The organism is Micromonospora sp. NPDC049060 (genome assembly GCF_040649055.1).
GTDB lineage: Bacteria > Actinomycetota > Actinomycetes > Mycobacteriales > Micromonosporaceae > Micromonospora > Micromonospora reichwaldensis.
Genome location: NZ_JBEZEV010000078.1, coordinates 1 through 17308, shown reverse-complemented (window position 1 = coordinate 17308; position 17308 = coordinate 1). Strand labels below are relative to the sequence as shown.

The 17308-nt window shown below is 74.4% G+C and carries 16 protein-coding genes and 1 pseudogene; 5 read left to right on the top strand and 12 right to left on the bottom strand.

All coding sequences use genetic code 11. The features are described 5' to 3' along the window. Positions 1-15: 15 nt before the first annotated feature. Positions 16-2577, top strand: coding sequence for a transposase (locus AB0B83_RS23550; protein ID WP_357579978.1), 2562 nt, complete (start codon positions 16-18; stop codon positions 2575-2577). Positions 2578-2706: 129 nt separating this feature from the next. Continuing rightward, a complete protein-coding gene (locus AB0B83_RS23545) occupies positions 2707-3930 on the top strand; it encodes an ABC transporter substrate-binding protein (protein ID WP_357579977.1) in 1224 nt (407 codons plus the stop codon). A gap of 75 nt (positions 3931-4005) precedes the next feature. Here AB0B83_RS23545 and AB0B83_RS23540 read toward each other — a convergent pair whose 3' ends face one another. The 4 genes from AB0B83_RS23540 to AB0B83_RS23525 all read right to left on the bottom strand — a co-directional run bounded on the left by AB0B83_RS23540 (position 4006) and on the right by AB0B83_RS23525 (position 8999). After that, positions 4006-4599, bottom strand: a complete 594-nt coding sequence (locus AB0B83_RS23540; protein WP_132231432.1) for an ATP/GTP-binding protein — start codon at positions 4597-4599, stop codon at positions 4006-4008. Between the two features lies 1 nt (position 4600). Continuing rightward, positions 4601-4978 carry a DUF742 domain-containing protein gene (locus AB0B83_RS23535; RefSeq protein ID WP_132232372.1) on the bottom strand — a complete coding sequence of 126 codons (378 nt, stop codon included), beginning with the start codon at positions 4976-4978 and terminating at the stop codon, positions 4601-4603. Positions 4979-5073: 95 nt separating this feature from the next. After that, positions 5074-5478: a roadblock/LC7 domain-containing protein gene (locus AB0B83_RS23530; protein ID WP_007455462.1), complete on the bottom strand. Its 405-nt coding sequence runs from the start codon at positions 5476-5478 to the stop codon at positions 5074-5076. Next, entirely contained in the window at positions 5475-8999 is a 3525-nt protein-coding gene (locus tag AB0B83_RS23525) for a nitrate- and nitrite sensing domain-containing protein (protein WP_357579976.1), read from the bottom strand. Before AB0B83_RS23525 ends, AB0B83_RS23530 begins: the two co-directional genes overlap by 4 nt. Before the next feature lie 460 nt (positions 9000-9459). Here AB0B83_RS23525 and AB0B83_RS23520 point away from each other — a divergent pair, with 460 nt between their 5' ends. Beyond that, positions 9460-9798 (top strand): hypothetical protein, encoded by a 339-nt coding sequence (locus AB0B83_RS23520; protein ID WP_311413734.1) that lies wholly within the window; start codon positions 9460-9462, stop codon positions 9796-9798. 32 nt (positions 9799-9830) lie between these two features. Here AB0B83_RS23520 and AB0B83_RS23515 read toward each other — a convergent pair whose 3' ends face one another. From AB0B83_RS23515 to AB0B83_RS23500, 4 genes are read right to left on the bottom strand one after another with little or no spacing between them, the layout of a single operon-like run. Continuing rightward, a complete protein-coding gene (locus AB0B83_RS23515; protein ID WP_132231438.1) occupies positions 9831-10910 on the bottom strand; it encodes an adenosine deaminase in 1080 nt (359 codons plus the stop codon). Between the two features lie 56 nt (positions 10911-10966). Next, positions 10967-11380: a PPOX class F420-dependent oxidoreductase gene (locus AB0B83_RS23510; protein ID WP_357579975.1), complete on the bottom strand. Its 414-nt coding sequence runs from the start codon at positions 11378-11380 to the stop codon at positions 10967-10969. Beyond that, a complete protein-coding gene (locus tag AB0B83_RS23505) occupies positions 11377-11946 on the bottom strand; it encodes an NAD(P)H-dependent oxidoreductase (RefSeq protein WP_357579974.1) in 570 nt (189 codons plus the stop codon). Before AB0B83_RS23505 ends, AB0B83_RS23510 begins: the two co-directional genes overlap by 4 nt. Continuing rightward, positions 11934-12563, bottom strand: a complete 630-nt coding sequence (locus AB0B83_RS23500) for a hypothetical protein (RefSeq protein WP_357579973.1) — start codon at positions 12561-12563, stop codon at positions 11934-11936. The genes AB0B83_RS23505 and AB0B83_RS23500 overlap by 13 nt, the downstream gene beginning before the upstream one ends. A 59-nt stretch (positions 12564-12622) precedes the next feature. Here AB0B83_RS23500 and AB0B83_RS23495 point away from each other — a divergent pair, with 59 nt between their 5' ends. Next, on the top strand, positions 12623-13087 hold the full coding sequence (locus tag AB0B83_RS23495; RefSeq protein WP_357579972.1) for a MarR family transcriptional regulator: 465 nt from the start codon (positions 12623-12625) through the stop codon (positions 13085-13087). Positions 13088-13091: 4 nt separating this feature from the next. After that, positions 13092-13970 (top strand): putative RNA methyltransferase, encoded by an 879-nt coding sequence (locus AB0B83_RS23490; protein ID WP_357579971.1) that lies wholly within the window; start codon positions 13092-13094, stop codon positions 13968-13970. A gap of 12 nt (positions 13971-13982) precedes the next feature. Here AB0B83_RS23490 and AB0B83_RS23485 read toward each other — a convergent pair whose 3' ends face one another. The 4 genes and pseudogenes from AB0B83_RS23485 to AB0B83_RS23470 all read right to left on the bottom strand — a co-directional run. Further along, positions 13983-14663 (bottom strand): DUF4272 domain-containing protein, encoded by a 681-nt coding sequence (locus AB0B83_RS23485; RefSeq protein WP_132231450.1) that lies wholly within the window; start codon positions 14661-14663, stop codon positions 13983-13985. A 110-nt stretch (positions 14664-14773) separates the two neighbouring features. Continuing rightward, on the bottom strand, positions 14774-16054 hold the full coding sequence (locus AB0B83_RS23480; protein WP_357579970.1) for a thymidine phosphorylase: 1281 nt from the start codon (positions 16052-16054) through the stop codon (positions 14774-14776). Positions 16055-16190: 136 nt separating this feature from the next. Then, positions 16191-16895 carry a cytidine deaminase gene (locus AB0B83_RS23475; RefSeq protein WP_357579969.1) on the bottom strand — a complete coding sequence of 235 codons (705 nt, stop codon included), beginning with the start codon at positions 16893-16895 and terminating at the stop codon, positions 16191-16193. 68 nt (positions 16896-16963) lie between these two features. Next, positions 16964-17215, bottom strand: a pseudogene (locus AB0B83_RS23470) (transposase family protein); the annotation flags it as partial. Positions 17216-17308: the final 93 nt, after the last annotated feature.

Sequence of the window (17308 nt, the reverse complement as noted above, 5' to 3'; positions counted from 1 at the left end):
GGCAGTGAAAGCCTTGTGTCCCGGGAGGAGGACGACGCCGTGGCGCTCGTGCGCGTGTACTGCGGTCTGGCCTCGGCGGATCCGGCCGACCGACCGGTCTCGGCCGGTTCGACGCTGACGTCCGCTGTGGTCGACGACGCAGGCCGTCTGCTGCATGTCTGCGAGATCGGCGACGACCCCGCTGGCTACGCCCAGCTGGTCGCGCTGCTCGTGGAGCGGTCGGGCGGGCCGAGCGGTGCGGCCATCGCCGCCGACAGCGACGACCACACGGTCACCTCGCTGCTCAGCGCCGCCGGGCGTCCACTGGCGATCGCCGACGACGACTCCGTCGACGACTTCGCCGAGCGCTTCGCCGACGACGACTCCCTGGAGGAGATGCAGTCGCCCCCGGCCGAGCGGCGCGCCGTCGGCCTGGCCCGCGCCCTGCAGGCCGGCGCCCTCTCCGCCGTCACCCTCCCGGCCCCCCGGGACCTCGCCGGCTACAAGCAGGTCCTCGCCGCCCACGCCGCCCTGGCCAGCGGCCGGCACTCCGCCGCCGTCGCGCTGCGGGAGGTGCTCCGCGAGCTCTACCCGGCCGCGTTGCGGGCGTACCCGGACCCGGCCGAGCCGGTCTCGCTGGCCGTGCTGGACGCCCTGCCCGAGCCCGGCATGCTGAGCGGCACCGCGGGCCTCGGCGACGACGCCCCGGCCCCCGCCGAGGCGGTCACGGCGCGGCTCGCCGCCGACGGGGTCGCCGACGCCGACGAGCTCACCTCAGCGGTGACCGCCCTGCGGGTGGCCATCAGCGAGACGCCCCGACGCGCCACCGTCAACCGCGCCCTCACCTCCGCCGTGGCGGAGACCGTGCGACAGGCGGTCGCCTCCGTCCGGGCCTGCGACGCCGGCTGCCAGGCACTGGTGGGCGCGCTCAACGACCGGGTCGGCACGCCCGCCACCCCGGCCCCCGGCCGCCGCGCCGCGATCCGGCACGGCGAACCGCTCGGCGACGCACCCGGCCTCGCCCCCACCGGCGGTGCCCTGTCCGGCCTCACCCCCGCCGGCAACGGCCTGCGCGCCCTCCGGCCCGCCGAGCCCGAGCCCGCCCCGGGCGGCGGCCGCCGCAGCCGGCCCGAGCCCGCCTCCGGCCCGACGCCACCCCCGGCCCCCCGGCCGCTCGGCCCACCGCCGGTCGCACCGGCCCCCGTCAGCCCGCCGCCGGTCGCGCCGACGCCGATGACGCCGGCCGCGGTCGCCGGTCCCCCGGTCTCCGCGCCCCCGACGCGCCCCGGGTCGCTGCCGAGCCGGATCGACGGCCCGACCAACCGCCCGGTCTCCGCGCCGCCGCCCCCGCCGCCGGGCATCACCCCGATCGCGCCGGCGCAGCGCGGCACGGTGCCGCCGGCCGAGGCGGGAGAGCCGTTCCGCCCCACCCTGACCACGGCGGCGATCCAGAGCGCCCGCGCGGAGCGCCAGCGCACCGTGATCCCGCCCCGCCCGAAGACCAACGGCGAGCCGGCCACGCCCACGGGCGGCTTCAGCGCCACCGACCTCAGCGTTCCCGTGCCCACGCCACGCCCCGGCCAGGAACCCGCCTCCCCGGCCGACCGGGCGGAGTCCGCTCCCCCCGGCTCCCGGGCGAACTGGCCGCTGGTCAACAACCCGGAGGACCCGGCCGACAGTTCCGCCAAGAACCCTGTCGTCGGCTCCTACGGCGACCGCGGCGGGCGCGGCGTCGACGCCCCGACCGATCCGGGGGCGGAGCGCCGGGTCACCCCGCCCTGGCTGGCCGACGACCTGCCCCAGGAGCCGCCGGTGCTGCGGCTGGTCGAGCCGCCGCCGCTGGCGGACCGCGCGCTGCGCGACGGAACGGGCCCGGCCGCCGACGCCCAGCCCGAGACGCCCCCGCTGCGGCTTGTCGACCGCGAGGAGGCCGCCCGCAATGGCCGGCCCGCCCCCCGCGAGGAGCGGCCGCCGACCGAGTACCGGCCGGCGCCCCGCGACGAGCGACCGGCCGCCGAATACCGCCCGGCACTCCGCGACGAGCGACCGGCGCCCCGCGAGGAGCGGCCGGCAGCCGAGTACCGGCCGGCACCGCGTGACGAGCGGCCGGCGGCCGAGTACCGCCCGGCGCCCCCGATGGAGCGCCGCCCGCCGCCCGTGTCCGACGAGGGCGACGGCGACCTGCTGATCTTCGCCCAGGCCAAGTCCGCCTGGTTCGTGGGGCACGACGACGAGGCCGACCTGGAGTGGTCGACCACGGCCGACACCGGCTGGCAGGCGGCCGAGCAGGCCGCCCGCCCGGCGGTCGGCGCCGAGACCCCGGCGGGGCTGCCGAAGCGGGTCCCCCAGGCCAACCTCGTCCCCGGCTCACCGCTGCGGGACGAGCGACCCCTGCGGATCGTCCGCGACGCGGCGAGCCTCGCCGAGAACACCACCGGCTACTTCCGTGGCTGGCGCCGTGGACAGGAGATCGGCGGGTTCGCGGTCGGCGGCCGACCCGGCCGGGAGGCCGCCGGCGGCTGGGACTTCACCCGCGACACGGGCGACCGCGACGACGACCGGGAATACGAGTACCGCTCCGCCGGCTACCGTTCCTGACCGCCGGGAAACCGCCTCCCACCTGCGTGTTCCTGCCCACACCCGGATAATTTGACGCCACGTCGCGGCGGCCGGGAGCATACCGGCGGAACAGCCGGCGGCAGGGGTCGCCGGGTGGGAAGGCGACTCATGGCGACATCGGCGAACGGCCCCTCCGTGTTCACCCGTCGGGGGCTGCTGGCCGCGACGGCCGGCACGCTCCTGCTCAGCGCCTGCGGGCGCGGCGAGGCGGGCGAGGGCGATCGCGCCACGGCGGTCGCGCCGGGCGGTCAGGAACTGCTGGTCGGGGTCAGCCTGGAGCTGACCGGTCCCGGCGCCGCGCTCGGCGTCCTCCAGCAGCGGGCGCTGGAGATCACCCTCGAATCGCTAAACGCCAAGGGCGTACCGATCGGCAACCTCCGCCGCGCCGTACGGCTGGAGGTGCGGGACAACGCCGGCAACCCCGCGCTGGCGGCCCGGCAGGCCACCGCACTGGCCCGCGACGGCGGCGTGCACGCCCTGGTCGGCGGCACCCTGGCCGAGACCTCGATGGCCCTGGCCGGGGTGGCGCAGAAGGAGCGGGTGCCGTTCCTCTCACTCGCCTTCGGCGACGGGATCGTGCTGCCGCTGGCGCAGCGGACGTACGTCTTCAAGATGACCCCGGACGCCGGCGACATGGCCCGACGGCTCGCCCGGCTCATCGCCTCGCAGCGGCTCTCCCGGGTGGCGCTGCTGGCCGCGGACGGCCTGCACGGCGACTCCGGCGTACGGGCCATGACAGGGGCCCTGCGGACGGCCGGGGTGGCGCTGGGCACCGCCACCCGGCTGCCCCGCACCGGCGCGGACCTCCGCCGGGCGGCCCGCGCGGCGACGGGCTCGCGCCCTGACGGGGTGGTGGTCTGGGCGACCGCCCCGGACTCGGCCGCCGCGGTCGGGGCGCTGCGCCGGGCCGGCTACGACGGACCGGTGTTCCTCGACGCGGGCGGGGTCGCCGAGCAGACCCTGGAGGGCGGGAACGCGGCCCTCCTGGAGGGCGCGTACGCCGTCCACCCGACCTCGCTGGGCGGGGCGATGCTCGCCAACACCACCATGTCGGCGCTGGACCGCAAGGAGTTCGTCTACCGCTACGTTCAGCTGCACGGCGGGTTCAGCGGCTTCGCCCCGTACGCGTCCGACGCGGTGCAGCTGATCGCCGACGCGGCGCGGCTGTCCACCAGCGTCGACCGTGGACGGATCCGGGCGTTCCTGCAGAACCAGGTCACCGAGGGGATGGCGGGGATGTACTCCTTCACCCCCATCCGGCACGGCGGCATGGACCAGGGCTCGCTGGGCGTCTACACCGTCAGCGCGGGTGCCTGGACGCGGGTGTCCTGACCTGGCCCCACCGGGGCGCGGGCAGCGACGAGCGCCCGGTGGCGGCCGAGGCCGTCACCGGGCGCGTCGCGGCGATCAGGCCGGCGCAACGGCGCGCGAGCGCCGCATGGTCAGCACGTACTCGACCAGCGAGATCAGCACGTGCTTCGTCGACTCCCGGTTACGGGCGTCGCAGGCCACCACCGGCACGTCGCCGGGGATCGCGAGCGCGTCCCGGACGTCCTGCGGGTCGTGGTACTGCATCCCGTCGAAGCAGTTGATGGCCACCAGGTACGGCAGCCGCCGGTGCTCGAAGAAGTCGATCGCCGCGAAGCAGTCGGCCAGCCGGCGGGTGTCCACCAGCACGACCGCGCCGATCGCACCCCGGACCAACTCGTCCCACATGAACCAGAACCGGGTCTGCCCCGGCGTACCGAACAGGTACAGGATCAGGTCACGGTCGATCGAGATGCGGCCGAAGTCCATCGCCACCGTGGTCGTCGTCTTGCCCGGCACCTGCCGGGTGTCGTCGACGCCCACGCCGGCGGAGGTCATGATGGCCTCGGTCGTCAGCGGCGTGATCTCCGAGACCGAGCCGACCAGCGTCGTCTTGCCGACGCCGAATCCACCGGCGATAACGATCTTCGCCGACGTCACGCGCCCACTCGGGGTCGGCGGGCGGTGCGACATGTCAGAGCCTGCGAAGTCCACTCAGCACCCTCTCCAGCAGTTCAGTGCCCACCGCGTCGTCCGAGTCGTCCAGGATGGTCGGCTCGTGGACCGCGACCAGGCCGTCCGTCGCCATGTCGGCGATGAGCACCCGGGCCACACCGAGCGGGAGCTGCATGCGCGCCGCGATCTCGGCGAGCGACTGCACACGTCCATCACACAGCGCAGCGATGTACTGGTGCTCGCGGCCCTGAGCGCCGTTGCCATTGGCAGCGGCGCGGCCGCGCACCGTCGTCTCGACGAGCGCCTCCAGCGCGATGTCGAGGCGGGGGCGGGTACGACCACGGGTAACGGCGTATGGACGGACCAACGCTCCGGTCGGTTCGTCACGATCGGCCATGTCGCCGCTCACCTCCCTCGCACCCGGCACCGGCTCCGGATGGAGCCGTCGTCGTTGTCGTTGTCACCCCGCCGACCTCACGGGTCAACGGGTCGTCAGCCCAGCATTCCCGCAGCCGCGCGTGGCTGCGGGGTCAACGCGTCGCCCACCCGGTCGACCAGCAGGGCCATCTCGTAGCCCACCTGTCCCACGTCGCTGCTGCGGGCGGCGAGCACCGCGAACGACGACCCGTCCGAGATGGACATCAGGAACAGGAAGCCATTGTCCATCTCCACCACTGTCTGCAGCACCGCGCCTCCCTCGAAGCAGCGGGCCGCGCCCTGGGTGAGGCTGACCAGGCCGGACGCGATCGCGGCCAGCTGATCGGCCCGGTCCCGCGGGAGGTCCCGTGACGACGCGAGGAGCAGTCCGTCCGCGGAGACGGCGACCGCGTGCGCGACACCGGGTACCCGGTCGGCGAAGTTGGCCAGCAGCCAACCGAGATCCTGCGTAGTTGTCATCGTTCTTGCTCCTTCTGCCCGCTCCCGGCCATCGGGCCTGAGCCAGACTGCGAGGATTGCTGCCCTCCCGGAGTCGCCTCCGGGCTGGTCGGGTTGCTGTCCGACGGGTTCGTACGCCCCCGCTGCACGCCCCGATGGTAGGCCGAAAGCAGGCCTCGGACACCCTCCGGCGTACGCCGCTGCACCGCGGGGGCGGGCTTCTCCACCGCGCCGGGCACCAGCTGCGCCATCGGGGTGCGCTTGGGTAGACCGGTCGAGGTGGTCGCCGCGACGGGCACCTCGGTCGCCGCCGAGGCGGCGCGCCACCCGTCGTCGGCCGCGGTCTGCCAACCACCGGTCTGTTGCGAGGAGCGGCGGTGACCGAAGCTGTCGGCGAAGCCGGGGCGGGCACCCCCGTTGGCCGTCGGTCCGTTCTCGCGCGGCGCTCCTCCGGCCGCCGGAGTGTCTGCCATCGGTGCGTTACCTGTCGTCCCGGGTGGTGTCGGCTGCACGGCCCGACCGCTGGCGTCGACCCGGGCGAACTGCTGGGTCGGTGCACCGTTGGTCGGCGTCTTCTCGGCGGCCGGCGCCGCCTCATCCGGCCCCGGGCGGCGGGTACGGAACCAGGCCGACTCGAGCTCCCGGAAGATCGGCAGCTCCATCGTCTCGTCCGCGTACCGCTGCGGGGTCTGGGCCGGCGGCGTGGTCGGCCGCGCCTGCGGGACGGCCGGTGCCGACCGCTCCGCCGGCGCGGGAGCCTGGGCCGACGCGCCGGAGCGCGGCACCCGCGGCAGTTCGGTCGTCATGTCCAGCGCGGCGGCCAGCCGCTCGGGCACCGGCGGGGTCGCCACGTCCCGGTCGGCACCGGCGACCGGCGGCCAGGCGGGCGGAGCCGGCGTGCCGGGGGCTGGGCGCTGCGGCAGCGGGCCGGTCGACGGCGGCGAGTACGGCGGGCCGGAGTACGGCGCGGCCGAGACCGGCGGGCCGGAGTACGGGTGGCCGGAGACGGGTGACGCCGAGACCGGCATGCCGGAGACCGGCGGGCCGGACACCGGCGGCGCGGAGTAGGGAACCGGCGGGGTCGACACCGGCGGGCCCGCGTAGGGCACGGGCGGCGCGGAGACCGGCGGGACGGAGTACGGCCGGGCCTCGGGGCTGCTGGGCAGCTGCCGGGGGACGGCCTGCTGCTGGCCCGTGGCGTCCTGGTCGTCGGTCGACCGGCGCTGCGGCAGCGCGTCGATCGGCTCACCGTTCGACGTGCGCGGCCGGAAGGCCTCGCCGCCGTTGAAGCCGCTGGCGCCGGTCAGGTCCGACCAGGCCGGCATGGACCGCGTCGAGCCGGCCGAGGCCGGTGTGCCGGCCCCGTTGCGCGGCGCCGGATCGAACGGCCGGCCGCCCAGGGTGACCTGGTTGCCGGACTCGCCGGGGCGCTGCGTGGGCATCGGGTTGGCCGGGCCGTTGCCGAGCGCCGGCAGCGCGCCGAAGGCGGGGGCCGGGCCGTGCGACTGCGGGCCGGGCGCCGGCAGCGCGGGCGACGACTGCGGGCGGCCGGAGAGCGCCCGGGGCACGAGCACCGAGGTCGGCATGACCACCTCGGCGACGGTCCCCCGGTCGGTGCCCGGACGCAGCTCGACCTTGACGCCGTGCCGGGACGCCAGCCGGGCGACCACGACCAGGCCCATCATCCGCGAGACGGCCACGTCGACCTGCGGCGGCGTGGCGAGCCGCTCGTTGAGGTCGTGGAGCTGGTCGGGGCTGATCCCGATGCCCCGGTCCTCCACGTAGAGCGACGCGCGGTCGCCGACGCGCCGGGCCTCCACCATGACGTGCGAGTCCGGCGGCGAGAAGGCGGTGGCGTTGTCGAACAGCTCGGCGACCAGGTGGACCAGGTCGTTGACGGCGTGCGCCGCGACCTCGATGTCCCGGTCGATCACCCCGAACTCGATCCGGGTGTAGTGCTCGACCTCGGACTGGGCCGCCCGGAGCACGTCGATCAGCGCGGCCGGCTGCCGCTGCACGCGGGTGGAGTCGGCGCCGGCGAGCACCAGGAGGTTCTCGTCGTTACGGCGCATCCGGGTCGCCAGGTGGTCGAGCTGGAACAGCTCGGCCAGCCGGTCCGGGTCCTCCTCGCCGCGCTCCAGCCGGTCGAGGTGACCGATCAGGCGGTCGACCAGGATCTGCGAGCGGCGGGCCAGGTTGACGAACATCGTCGCGACGGACGCGCGCAGCGCGGCCTGCTCGGCGGCGGTGCGGACGGCCTCCAGGTGGACCGCGTTGAACGCCTCGGTCACCTGGCCGAACTCGTCCTTGCTGCGCACCGGCAGCGGCTCGGCGATCTGGTTGGCGAGCTGCACCGGGGAGAGCTGGCCGGTCACCTTGGGGTCGCGCAGCCGGGCCACGGCCTGGGGCAGGCCGTACTGGGCGATGGAGAGGGCGCCCTGGCGCAGGTCGCGCAGGGAGCGGGCCATCGAGCGGGCGACCAGGTAGGCGAAGAGGATCGCCAGGAGCAGCATGCTGAGCAGCAGGCCGGTCTCCAGGAACACCTGGCGTTGCACGTCGGAGCGGAGGTTCTCCGCGCCCGCGACGACCTCGCGGTCGATCTTCGCCTCGACCGTACGGATCAGCTTGGCGTTGGCCACCATCGCCGCGTCCCACTGGTCGGCGTCGAACGGGGCGCCGGTCAGGGTGTCGGCGGTGGTGATGCCGTTGAGCCAACTGTTGTAGGTGTTGGCCTCGCGCAGGTCGGGGCCGGCGACCACCTGGGCGTAGTACTCCTGCTCGGGCTGGCTGGCCACCACCTGGAAGCTCTGCAGCCACTGGCTGGAGCCGGTGCTGGTGGCGATGTACTCGTTGCGCAGGTTCGGGGTGAGCCGCTGCTGGATGAACGCCCGGTGCACCACGTCTCGGCGGCGGGAGAGGAACTCCTTGTTCCGGGCGGTGGCGGTCGATGCGCGCATCTTGTCGCTGAGCTCGTTGTCGCCGGCGAGCTGCGTGGCCGAGTCGCGGATGCTGATCAGGTCGTCGATCAGGCCGTCGTAGGCCTGCATGGCCGGGACGAGCCCGAGCTTGCCGTTGAAGACCTGGCTGCGGGTGCCGGGCAGGTCGGTCAGGGTCTGGTCGATCTCGCCCAGCAGGCCGTCGAGGTTGGCCGGGAGGTCCTCGACCTCGGCCCGTTGCTGGGAGTACCGCCCCTTGGCCTCGTCGACCTGCTTGTTGGCCTGCTCGTACGCCTGCTTGTAGCGGGCGTTGTCCTGGCCGCGCGGGACGCCCAGCAGGCGCAGCGCGTTGGTCCGTTCGTTCTGGAGGTCGTCGACCAGGTCGCCCGAGTAGCCGACGAGGTTGGCCAGGTCGCCGGCCCGGTTGGCGTTGTTGAGGGTCTCCAGGTGGTCGACCAGACCGCTGGTGCCCACGACCACCGTGGCGATGGTCGGCACGATCATGATGAGGCCGAGCTTGGACCAGATCGGCATGTCGCGGAACCGGCCGGCCGGCCGGCGCAGACGCGACAGGAAGGAGCCCGCCGGCTTTGGCCGTTTGCTCACGTCACCGCCCTCGCGATTTCTGGATCCGCATTGCCCCTGGACAAGGACCAGCGGCCGACCCTGCGGGCCGGACCATCCGAGATTCCATCACGCTACCTGCCAAAGAGAAAGCCCAGGTTGGCCGCAGCCAGCGGTGTGATGAGATGTTGATGCAATTTGATAGCAATCCGTCTGGCCGGAGTCACTGAAAGTAATGAAGCAGCCTCATCGCGTTGTCCTGCTCGCCGGTCCTTCCGGGTCCGGAAAGTCGTACATAGCGCAGCGCACCGGTCTTCCGGTGCTCTGCCTGGACGACTTCTACAAGGACGGTGACGACCCTACGTTGCCGCGACGAAACGGCCTGGTGGATTGGGAGTCTCCCCGCTCCTGGGACGCTGCGGCGGCCGTGGAGACGATTGCCCGACTGGCCAGGGAGGGCAAGGCCGATGTGCCGGTTTATGCGATCGGTGCGGACCGTCGGGTGTCCACCCGGCCATTCGAGGTCGCCGGTTCGCCACTTTTCGTGGCCGAAGGGATCTTCGCTGCCGAGATCGTCGAGGAGTGCCGCCGGAGAGGGGTCCTGGCCGGGGCGTACGCCCTGCGGCGCCCCCGGGGGGCGACCTTCGTCCGCCGGCTGGCGCGCGACCTCGCCGAGCAGCGCAAGGCGCCCGGGGTGCTGGTGCGCCGCGGCCTGGCGCTGCTGCGCGCCGAGCCGGCGGTGCTGCGGCGGCAGACCGGCCTGGGCGCCGAGGCGGCCCGGGCGGGCGAGGTGCTGCGCGCGGTGGCCGGCCTGCTCGCCGGCCACCCGCACCGCACCTGACCGGGCCGCCGGAACGCGGCGGCCCGCCGTGGTCAGCCCAGCAGCTTGCCGTACGCGGGCTTGATCACCTCGTCGATGATCTTCAGCCGCTCGTCGAACGGGATGAAGGCGCTCTTCATGGCGTTGATGGTGAACCACTGGAGCTCCTTCCAGCCGTAGCCGAAGGCGTCCACCAGCAGGGCCATCTCCCGGGACATCGACGTGCCGCTCATCAGCCGGTTGTCGGTGTTCACCGTCGCCCGGAACCGCAGGTCCCGCAGCAGCCCGATCGGGTGCTCGGCGATCGAGGGGGCGGCGCCGGTCTGCACGTTCGAGGACGGGCACAGCTCCAGCGGGATCCGCTTGTCCCGCACGTACGCGGCCAGCCGGCCGAGCACGGGCTCCGGGCCGGGCGTGATGTCGTCCACGATCCGCACCCCGTGGCCGAGCCGGTCCGCCCCGCACCACTGGATCGCCTGCCAGATCGACGGCAGGCCGAACGCCTCGCCGGCGTGGATGGTGAAGTGGAAGTTCTCCCGCTGGAGGTACTCGAAGGCGTCCAGGTGCCGGGTGGGCGGGAAGCCCGCCTCGGCGCCGGCGATGTCGAAGCCGACCACCCCGGCGTCCCGGTGCCGGACGGCCAGCTCGGCGATCTCCTGCGACCGGGCGGCGTGCCGCATCGCGGTGAGCAGCGTGCCGACCCGGATCTGCCGGCCCTCCTCGGCGGCCAGCGCGGTACCCTCGACGAAGCCGGCCAGCACCGCCTCGACCACCTCGTCCAGGGTGAGGTCCCGCTCCAGGTGCTGCTCGGGGGCGAACCGCACCTCGGCGTAGACCACCCCGTCGGCGGCCAGGTCCTGGGCGCACTCCCGGGCCACCCGACGCAGCGCCGACGCGGTCTGCATGACGGCGACGGTGTGCGCGAACGTCTCGAGGTAGCGCTCCAGGGAGCCGGAGTCGGCCGCCTCGACGAACCAGCGGCCGAGCGCCTCGGGGTCGGTGGTGGGCAGTTCGTGCCCCACCTCGGCGGCCAGTTCGACGATCGTCGCCGGCCGCAGGCCGCCGTCGAGGTGATCGTGCAGCAGCGCCTTCGGGACCTTGACGATGTCCTCGTAACGGATTGTCGCGACCATGCTCAGACCCTAGTCGGCCGCGCGGGAAGCGGCCGACGGGACCGGCCGGGATCCGGTCAGGGACGCCAGCCGTACAGCCGCTCGACGGTGAGCCGGAGCACCAGCCGGCCGTCGGCGACCATGGCCGCCCGGTAGTCCGCCCAGTCGGGGTGCTCGCCGCGGATGCGCCGGTAGACCTCGACCAGCTCCTCGACGGTGGCGTCACCGGGCGCCGCCGCGGGCGGGGTGAGCGTGACCACGCCCTCCGCGACCGCGTAGGCCCCGCCGTCGGCGGTGGTGACGTGCAGGCTGGCCCGCGGGTCGCGGCGCAGGTTGCGTACCTTGGCCCGGCCGTCCGTGGTGGAGCAGCGGATCAGGCCGGGCTCGGCGAGGAAGTCGAGGTTGGACAGCTGGGGCCGGCCGTCGCGGCGCAGGGTCACCAGCACGCCCCGGCCGCGCTCGCCGAACAGCTCCCACAGCCGGGCGGTCACGCCGTCACCCGCAGCGGGGCGAGGGCGGCGGTGAGCCGGGCCAGCTCGTCGAGCAGCACCGTGGCGGCGTCGTCGCGCTCCGGGTCCGGCACGAGCTCCCCCGCGTCGTCGAGCGCCTGCCGCAGGAACACGGTCACCGCCTCGTTGGCCGGCATCATCTTGAGGGTGGTCACCACCTGCTTGATCATCTGGACCGCGCGCAGGCCGCCGGAGGTCATGCCGTAGCTGACGAAGCCGACCGGCTTGTACTGCCACTCCGTGTAGAGGTAGTCGATCGCGTTCTTCAACGGCGCGCTGAAGCCGTAGTTGTACTCCGGCATGACGAAGACGAAGGCGTCGGAGGCGGCGACGGTGGCGCTCCACTCCCGGGTGTGCCCGTGCAGGTAGCGGCCCTCGGAGGGGTGGTGCGGCTCGTCGTGGAAGGGCAGGCCCACCTCGGCGAGGTCGACGAGGCGGACGTCGTCGAAGGCGTCGTACGCGGCGGCGAGGGTGGTGAACCAGTCGCCGATCCGGCGGCCCACGCGGCCGGGCCGGGTGCTGGCGACGATGACGGTCAGGCGGGGCATGGCGAGGTCGCTCCTGTGGTGACGGGCCGGCCCGGGGCCGGCACGGTGAACTTCGGGATGAGGTGCTCCGCCAGCGGGCCGATGCTGACGGCGAAGAGGAGGGTCCCGGGGCCGACGGTGCCGCCGAGCGCCCAGCCGAGGGCGAGCACGCCGAGCTCGATGGCCGTGCGTACCCGCCCGATCGGCAGGCCGCGGGCGGCCAGCCCGGTCATCAGGCCGTCGCGCGGCCCGGGACCGAGGCGGGCCCCGAGGTAGAGGGCCGTGGCGAGCCCGTTGAGCAGGATGCCGACGACCAGCAGGCCGACCCGGCCGGCGACCGGGGCCACGGGCGGCAGGACGGCGAGCGCGACGTCGGCCGCGACGCCGACCACCACCGCGTTCGCGATGGTGCCGACGCCGGGGCGCTGCCGGAGCGGGATCCAGAGCAGCAGCACGGCGAGGGCGACCAGGTTCACCACCTGCCCGAGGGGGAGCCCGGTCCGCGCGGCGAGGCCCTGGTGCAGCACGTCCCAGGAGGCGAGGCCCAGGTCGGCGCGGACCATCAGGGCCACGCTGACGCCGAACAGCACGAGGCCGCTCAGCAGGCGGGCCAGCCGGCCCGGCAATCTGGTTGACATGTCACCCACCCTAGGAGGCGGGTTGATGACATGTCAACCAGATGGCTAGGATGATCGGCATGGCACAACCACGCTGGCTGGACGAGCGCGAGCAGAGCGCCTGGCGGGGCTACCGGCGGATGCGCCGCCTGCTCGACCTGGAGCTGGCCCGCGAGCTGATGCGCGACGCCGGGCTCTCCGAGCCCGACTACGACGTGCTCTCCGACCTCTCGGAGACACCCGACCAACGGCTGCGGCTCAGCGAGCTGGCCGACCGGATGCTCTGGTCGCGCAGCCGGCTCTCCCACCACCTCACCCGCATGCAGCAGCGCGGCCTCGTCGCCCGCGAGGAGTGCGCCTCGGACGGGCGCGGCGCCGTCGTCGTACTCACCGCCGAGGGCCGGCGCGCCATCGAGGCAGCCGCCCCCGGCCACGTGGCGGCCGTCCGTCGGCACCTCATCGACCTGCTGACCCCCGACGAGGTCGCCGCGCTGGACGCGCTCACCCACCGGGTGGTCGACCACCTCACCCGACCCGGAGAATGAGCCGGTGGACCCCCGCATCGTGGAACGGCTCCGCTGCCCGGTCTGCGCCGAGCCGCTGACCGAGGTCGCCACCGGCGGCGCCCGCGCGCTGCGCTGCCCGCGCCGGCACAGCTTCGACCTGGCCCGCCAGGGCTACGTCAACCTGCTCGCCGGCCGCGCCCCGCACGCCGGGGACACCGCCGAGATGGTGGCCGCCCGCGCCGACTTCCTCGCCGCCGGCCACTACGACCCCATCTCGGCCGCCCTCGCCGCCGCCGCGACCCAGGCCGTACGGCACGTCGCCGAGGCGCGCGCCGACGGGGCGTACCCCCTGGTGGTGGACGCCGGGGCGGGGACGGGCCGGCACCTCGCGGCGGTGCTGGCGGCGCTGCCGGACGCGGCGGGTCTCGCCCTCGACGTGTCGAAGCCGGCGCTGCGCCGGGCCGCCCGGGCGCACCCGCGCGCGGCGGCGGCGCTCGCCGACACCTGGCAGCGACTCCCCCTGGCCGACGCCGGCACGGCCGTGCTGCTGAACGTCTTCGCGCCGCGCAACGGCGCGGAGTTCCACCGGGTCCTCGACCCGGCCGGCGCGCTGCTGGTGGTCACGCCGGCCGAGGACCACCTGACCGAACTGGTCGGCGCCCTCGGCCTGCTGCGGGTGGACCCGGCCAAGGCGGACCGGGTCGCCGAGAGCCTGGGCGGGCACTTCACCCCGGGGGCGTCCACCCTGCACCGGCGGGAGCTGGCGCTGACCAGCCCGGAGGTCGCGACGCTGGTCGGGATGGGCCCCAGCGCCTGGCACACCGACCCGGCCGGGCTCGCCGCCCGGGTCGCCGCCCTCGCCGAGCCGGTCCGGGTGACCATCGCGGTACGCCTGACCACCTGGCACCCGACTCAGGTGTAAGGCAGGCCCGCGTCAGGTGGAGAGGTCGACCTCTTCCCAGCCGGGGGGCTCGTCGTGGTACGGCCCGCGCAGCATCACCGCCCACTCCAGGGCCCACCGGCGCTGGCCGATGGCGTTCGCGTCCACCAGCCCCGGCGGCGTACGGCCGGCCCGTTCCGTCTCCAGGTAGGCCCAGTCCAGGCAGTAGTGCAGGTCCAGCAGGGCGGCCGCGTCGGCGGGGTGCTGCGGGGCGGTGAGGATCCGGGCCCGCCAGTGGCCGAAGGTCTCCCCGTCGTGGATGTGCGGCATCCGCTCCACCAGCCGCTCGTCGACCGGCAGCGTCGGGTCGAGCTGCTTGGTCAGGCCGAGCACCCAGGCCAGCGCGAAGAGCGCGTCGTGGTGCAGCACGAACGACCGGTGGTCGCCCTTGCCTCCGGTCACGAACTGGAACTCCGGCGGCGTGACCATCTCGACCAGGTGCGAGGCGAGCAGCCAGCTCATCGCCGACTGCGGCGGCATCCCGAAGCAGCGGGCGAGGATCAGGTGCAGCACCGCGATGCGGGCCTCGATCTCCACGGTGGGGCGGAGCTCGATCTGGTCACCGGGCTCCCACACGAGCGGGAACTGGGCGGGCGGCAGCGGGAGGCCCAGCCGGGACAGCTCGTCCAGGCTCGCCTCACGCACCTCCCGTGGATCGGGGGCAGGTACGGTCACGGCGAAAATTCCTGTCTGCTCGCGACGACTCGGCGCCGGTTGTCCCCCCTGGCCAGGGAGGATAGCGGTCCGAGCGGGCCGACACCATGCCGCCCCGGGGACCGCCGCGCTCAGCCGATCCGCTCGATGACCAGCGGCGTCGCGGCGGGCGCGGTCGGCGCGATCCGTACCGCCCGCGCGGCGTCGTCCCGGGCCGCCGGGATCCGGGCGGCGTCCTCCGCCCGCAGTTCGAAGAGGATGTCGCCCGCCCGCACCGGGTCGCCCGGACGCCGGTGCAGCACGACCCCCGCCGGCACGCTGACCGGGTCCTCCTTGCGGGCCCGCCCGGCGCCGAGCCGCCAGGCCGCCACCCCCATGTCGTACGCGTCGATCGCCGCGACGAAGCCGTCCGTGTCCGCGCGCACCGCCTCGACCTCGTTCGCGGTCGGCATCGGGGCGTCCGGGTCGCCGCCCTGGGCGCGGATCATCGCCCGCCACGAGTCCATCGCCCGGCCGTCGCGCAGGGCCGCGGCCGGGTCGACGTCCGGCAGCCCGGCCGCGTCGAGCATCTCGCGGGCCAGCGCCAGGGTCAGCTCGACCACGTCGGCGGGACCGCCCCCGGCGAGCACCTCGACGGACTCGGTCACCTCGACGGCGTTGCCGATGGCCAGGCCCAGCGGGGTGGACATGTCGGTGAGCAGGGCGACGGTCCGTACGCCGTGCGCGCCGCCCAGCTCGACCATCGTCCGGGCCAGCTCGCGGGCCTGCTCGACGGACTTCATGAACGCGCCCGAGCCGACCTTCACGTCGAGCACCAGCGCGCCGGTGCCCTCCGCGATCTTCTTGCTCATGATCGAGCTGGCGATCAGCGGGATGGCCTCGACGGTCCCGGTCACGTCGCGCAGCGCGTACAGCTTGCGGTCGGCGGGCGCGAGCCCCGCGCCGGCCGCACAGATCACCGCGCCGACGTCCCGGAGCTGGGCGGTGAACTCGTCGTTGCCCAGCGCCGCCCGCCAGCCCGGGATCGACTCCAACTTGTCCAGCGTGCCGCCGGTGTGCCCGAGGCCCCGGCCGCTGAGCTGCGGCACGGCGGCGCCACACGCGGCGACCAGCGGGGTGAGCGGCAGGGTGATCTTGTCACCGACGCCGCCGGTGGAGTGCTTGTCGACGGTCGGCCGGTCGACGGCGGAGAGGTCGAGCCGCTCCCCGCTGGCGATCATCGCGGCGGTCCACCGGGCGATCTCCGGCCCTGTCATGCCGCGCAGCAGGATCGCCATGGCCAGCGCCGACATCTGCTCGTCGGCGACCACCCCCCGGGTGTACGCGTCCACCACCCAGTCGATCTGCGCGTCGGAGAGCACCCCCCCGTCCCGCTTGACCCGGATGACGTCAACCGCCGTGAAAGCACTCATCACAAAAGATCTTCCTAGTCGTATGCAGATACCGGCACGCGGACCGCGACCACCGAGGGCTCGGGCCGACCGTGCCCGGCGGAGGGATCAAGCCTGACCGCCCGGAGCCGGGCACGGTCGGCCCGGGCCCCAAAGCTCAACCCCAGCGAACCGGGATCTCCATCGGCGGCTCACCCTCGCCGGCCCAGAAGATCGATCCCGAGGCGTCCACGACCACCACCCGGGGCGTACGGGCGAGGCCCCAGGTGATCGCCTCCGCCGGCTCGTCCCAGCTCGGGCCCTCCTCCAGCACGCCGGTCTCGGCGCCGTCGTCGTCGCCCGCGGACCGCTCCCAGTAGGCGGTCCAGACCTGCTGGCCGGCGGAGAGGTCGGGGTGCACGAAGACCGTGCCGCGCCCGCGCCAGGCGGCCAGCCGCTCCGGCACCACGGGCACCGGGGCCTCCCCCGTCACGGCCTCCAGGTCGGTCACGTCGAAGGCGTGCGGCAGCAGCTCGGCCATCCGCAGCGGGCCGCCCCTCGCCTCGATGAGGCACTCCGGGCCGCCCTGCTCCCAGAGCAGCTGGCGGCACCGGCCGCACGGCATCAGCGGCTCGCCGGTGGCGTCGACGCAGGACAGGGCCACGATCCGGCCGCCGCCGGTGGCGTGCAGCGAGGAGACCACGCCGCACTCGGCGCAGAGCACCACGCCGTACGCGGCGTTCTCCACGTTGCAGCCGACCACCACCCGGCCGTCGTCGACAAGCGCGGCGGCCCCGACCGGGAACTTCGAGTACGGCACGTACGCGTGCCGCATCACCTCGGTGGCGGCGGCCCGCAGCCGCTCCCAGTCGATCTCGGTCATCTACTCATTCTGACGCATGCCCTCAGGTAGCAGCGCTGGACCCCGAGAGCAGCAGTGAGCAGCCCTTTTCATCCTGCGTAGCGGTTGGACTCGGTGCGGTGCAGGACGAGGATGGCCTGCACGATTGCGGTGGCTCGGCGTGGGCAGCAGCGCAGCTTGACCAGGATCTTCCAGGTCTTGAGCGTGGCAATCGCTCGCTCACCGCGGGCGCGGATCTTCGCGTGGGCGCGGTTCACGGCTCTCTGCCTGTGTGACAGCTTCGGCCGGAAGCGGCGCCGCTTGAACGGGGTACGCACGCTGCCGTGGGCGCCCTGATAGCCCTAATGGGTGCAGAGCGGGTCGGGCTCTTGCCGCGACTCCTTTGATATCCCCGGCGTTCGACGCCTCACGATAAGGCGGGAGCTGCTGCGTGG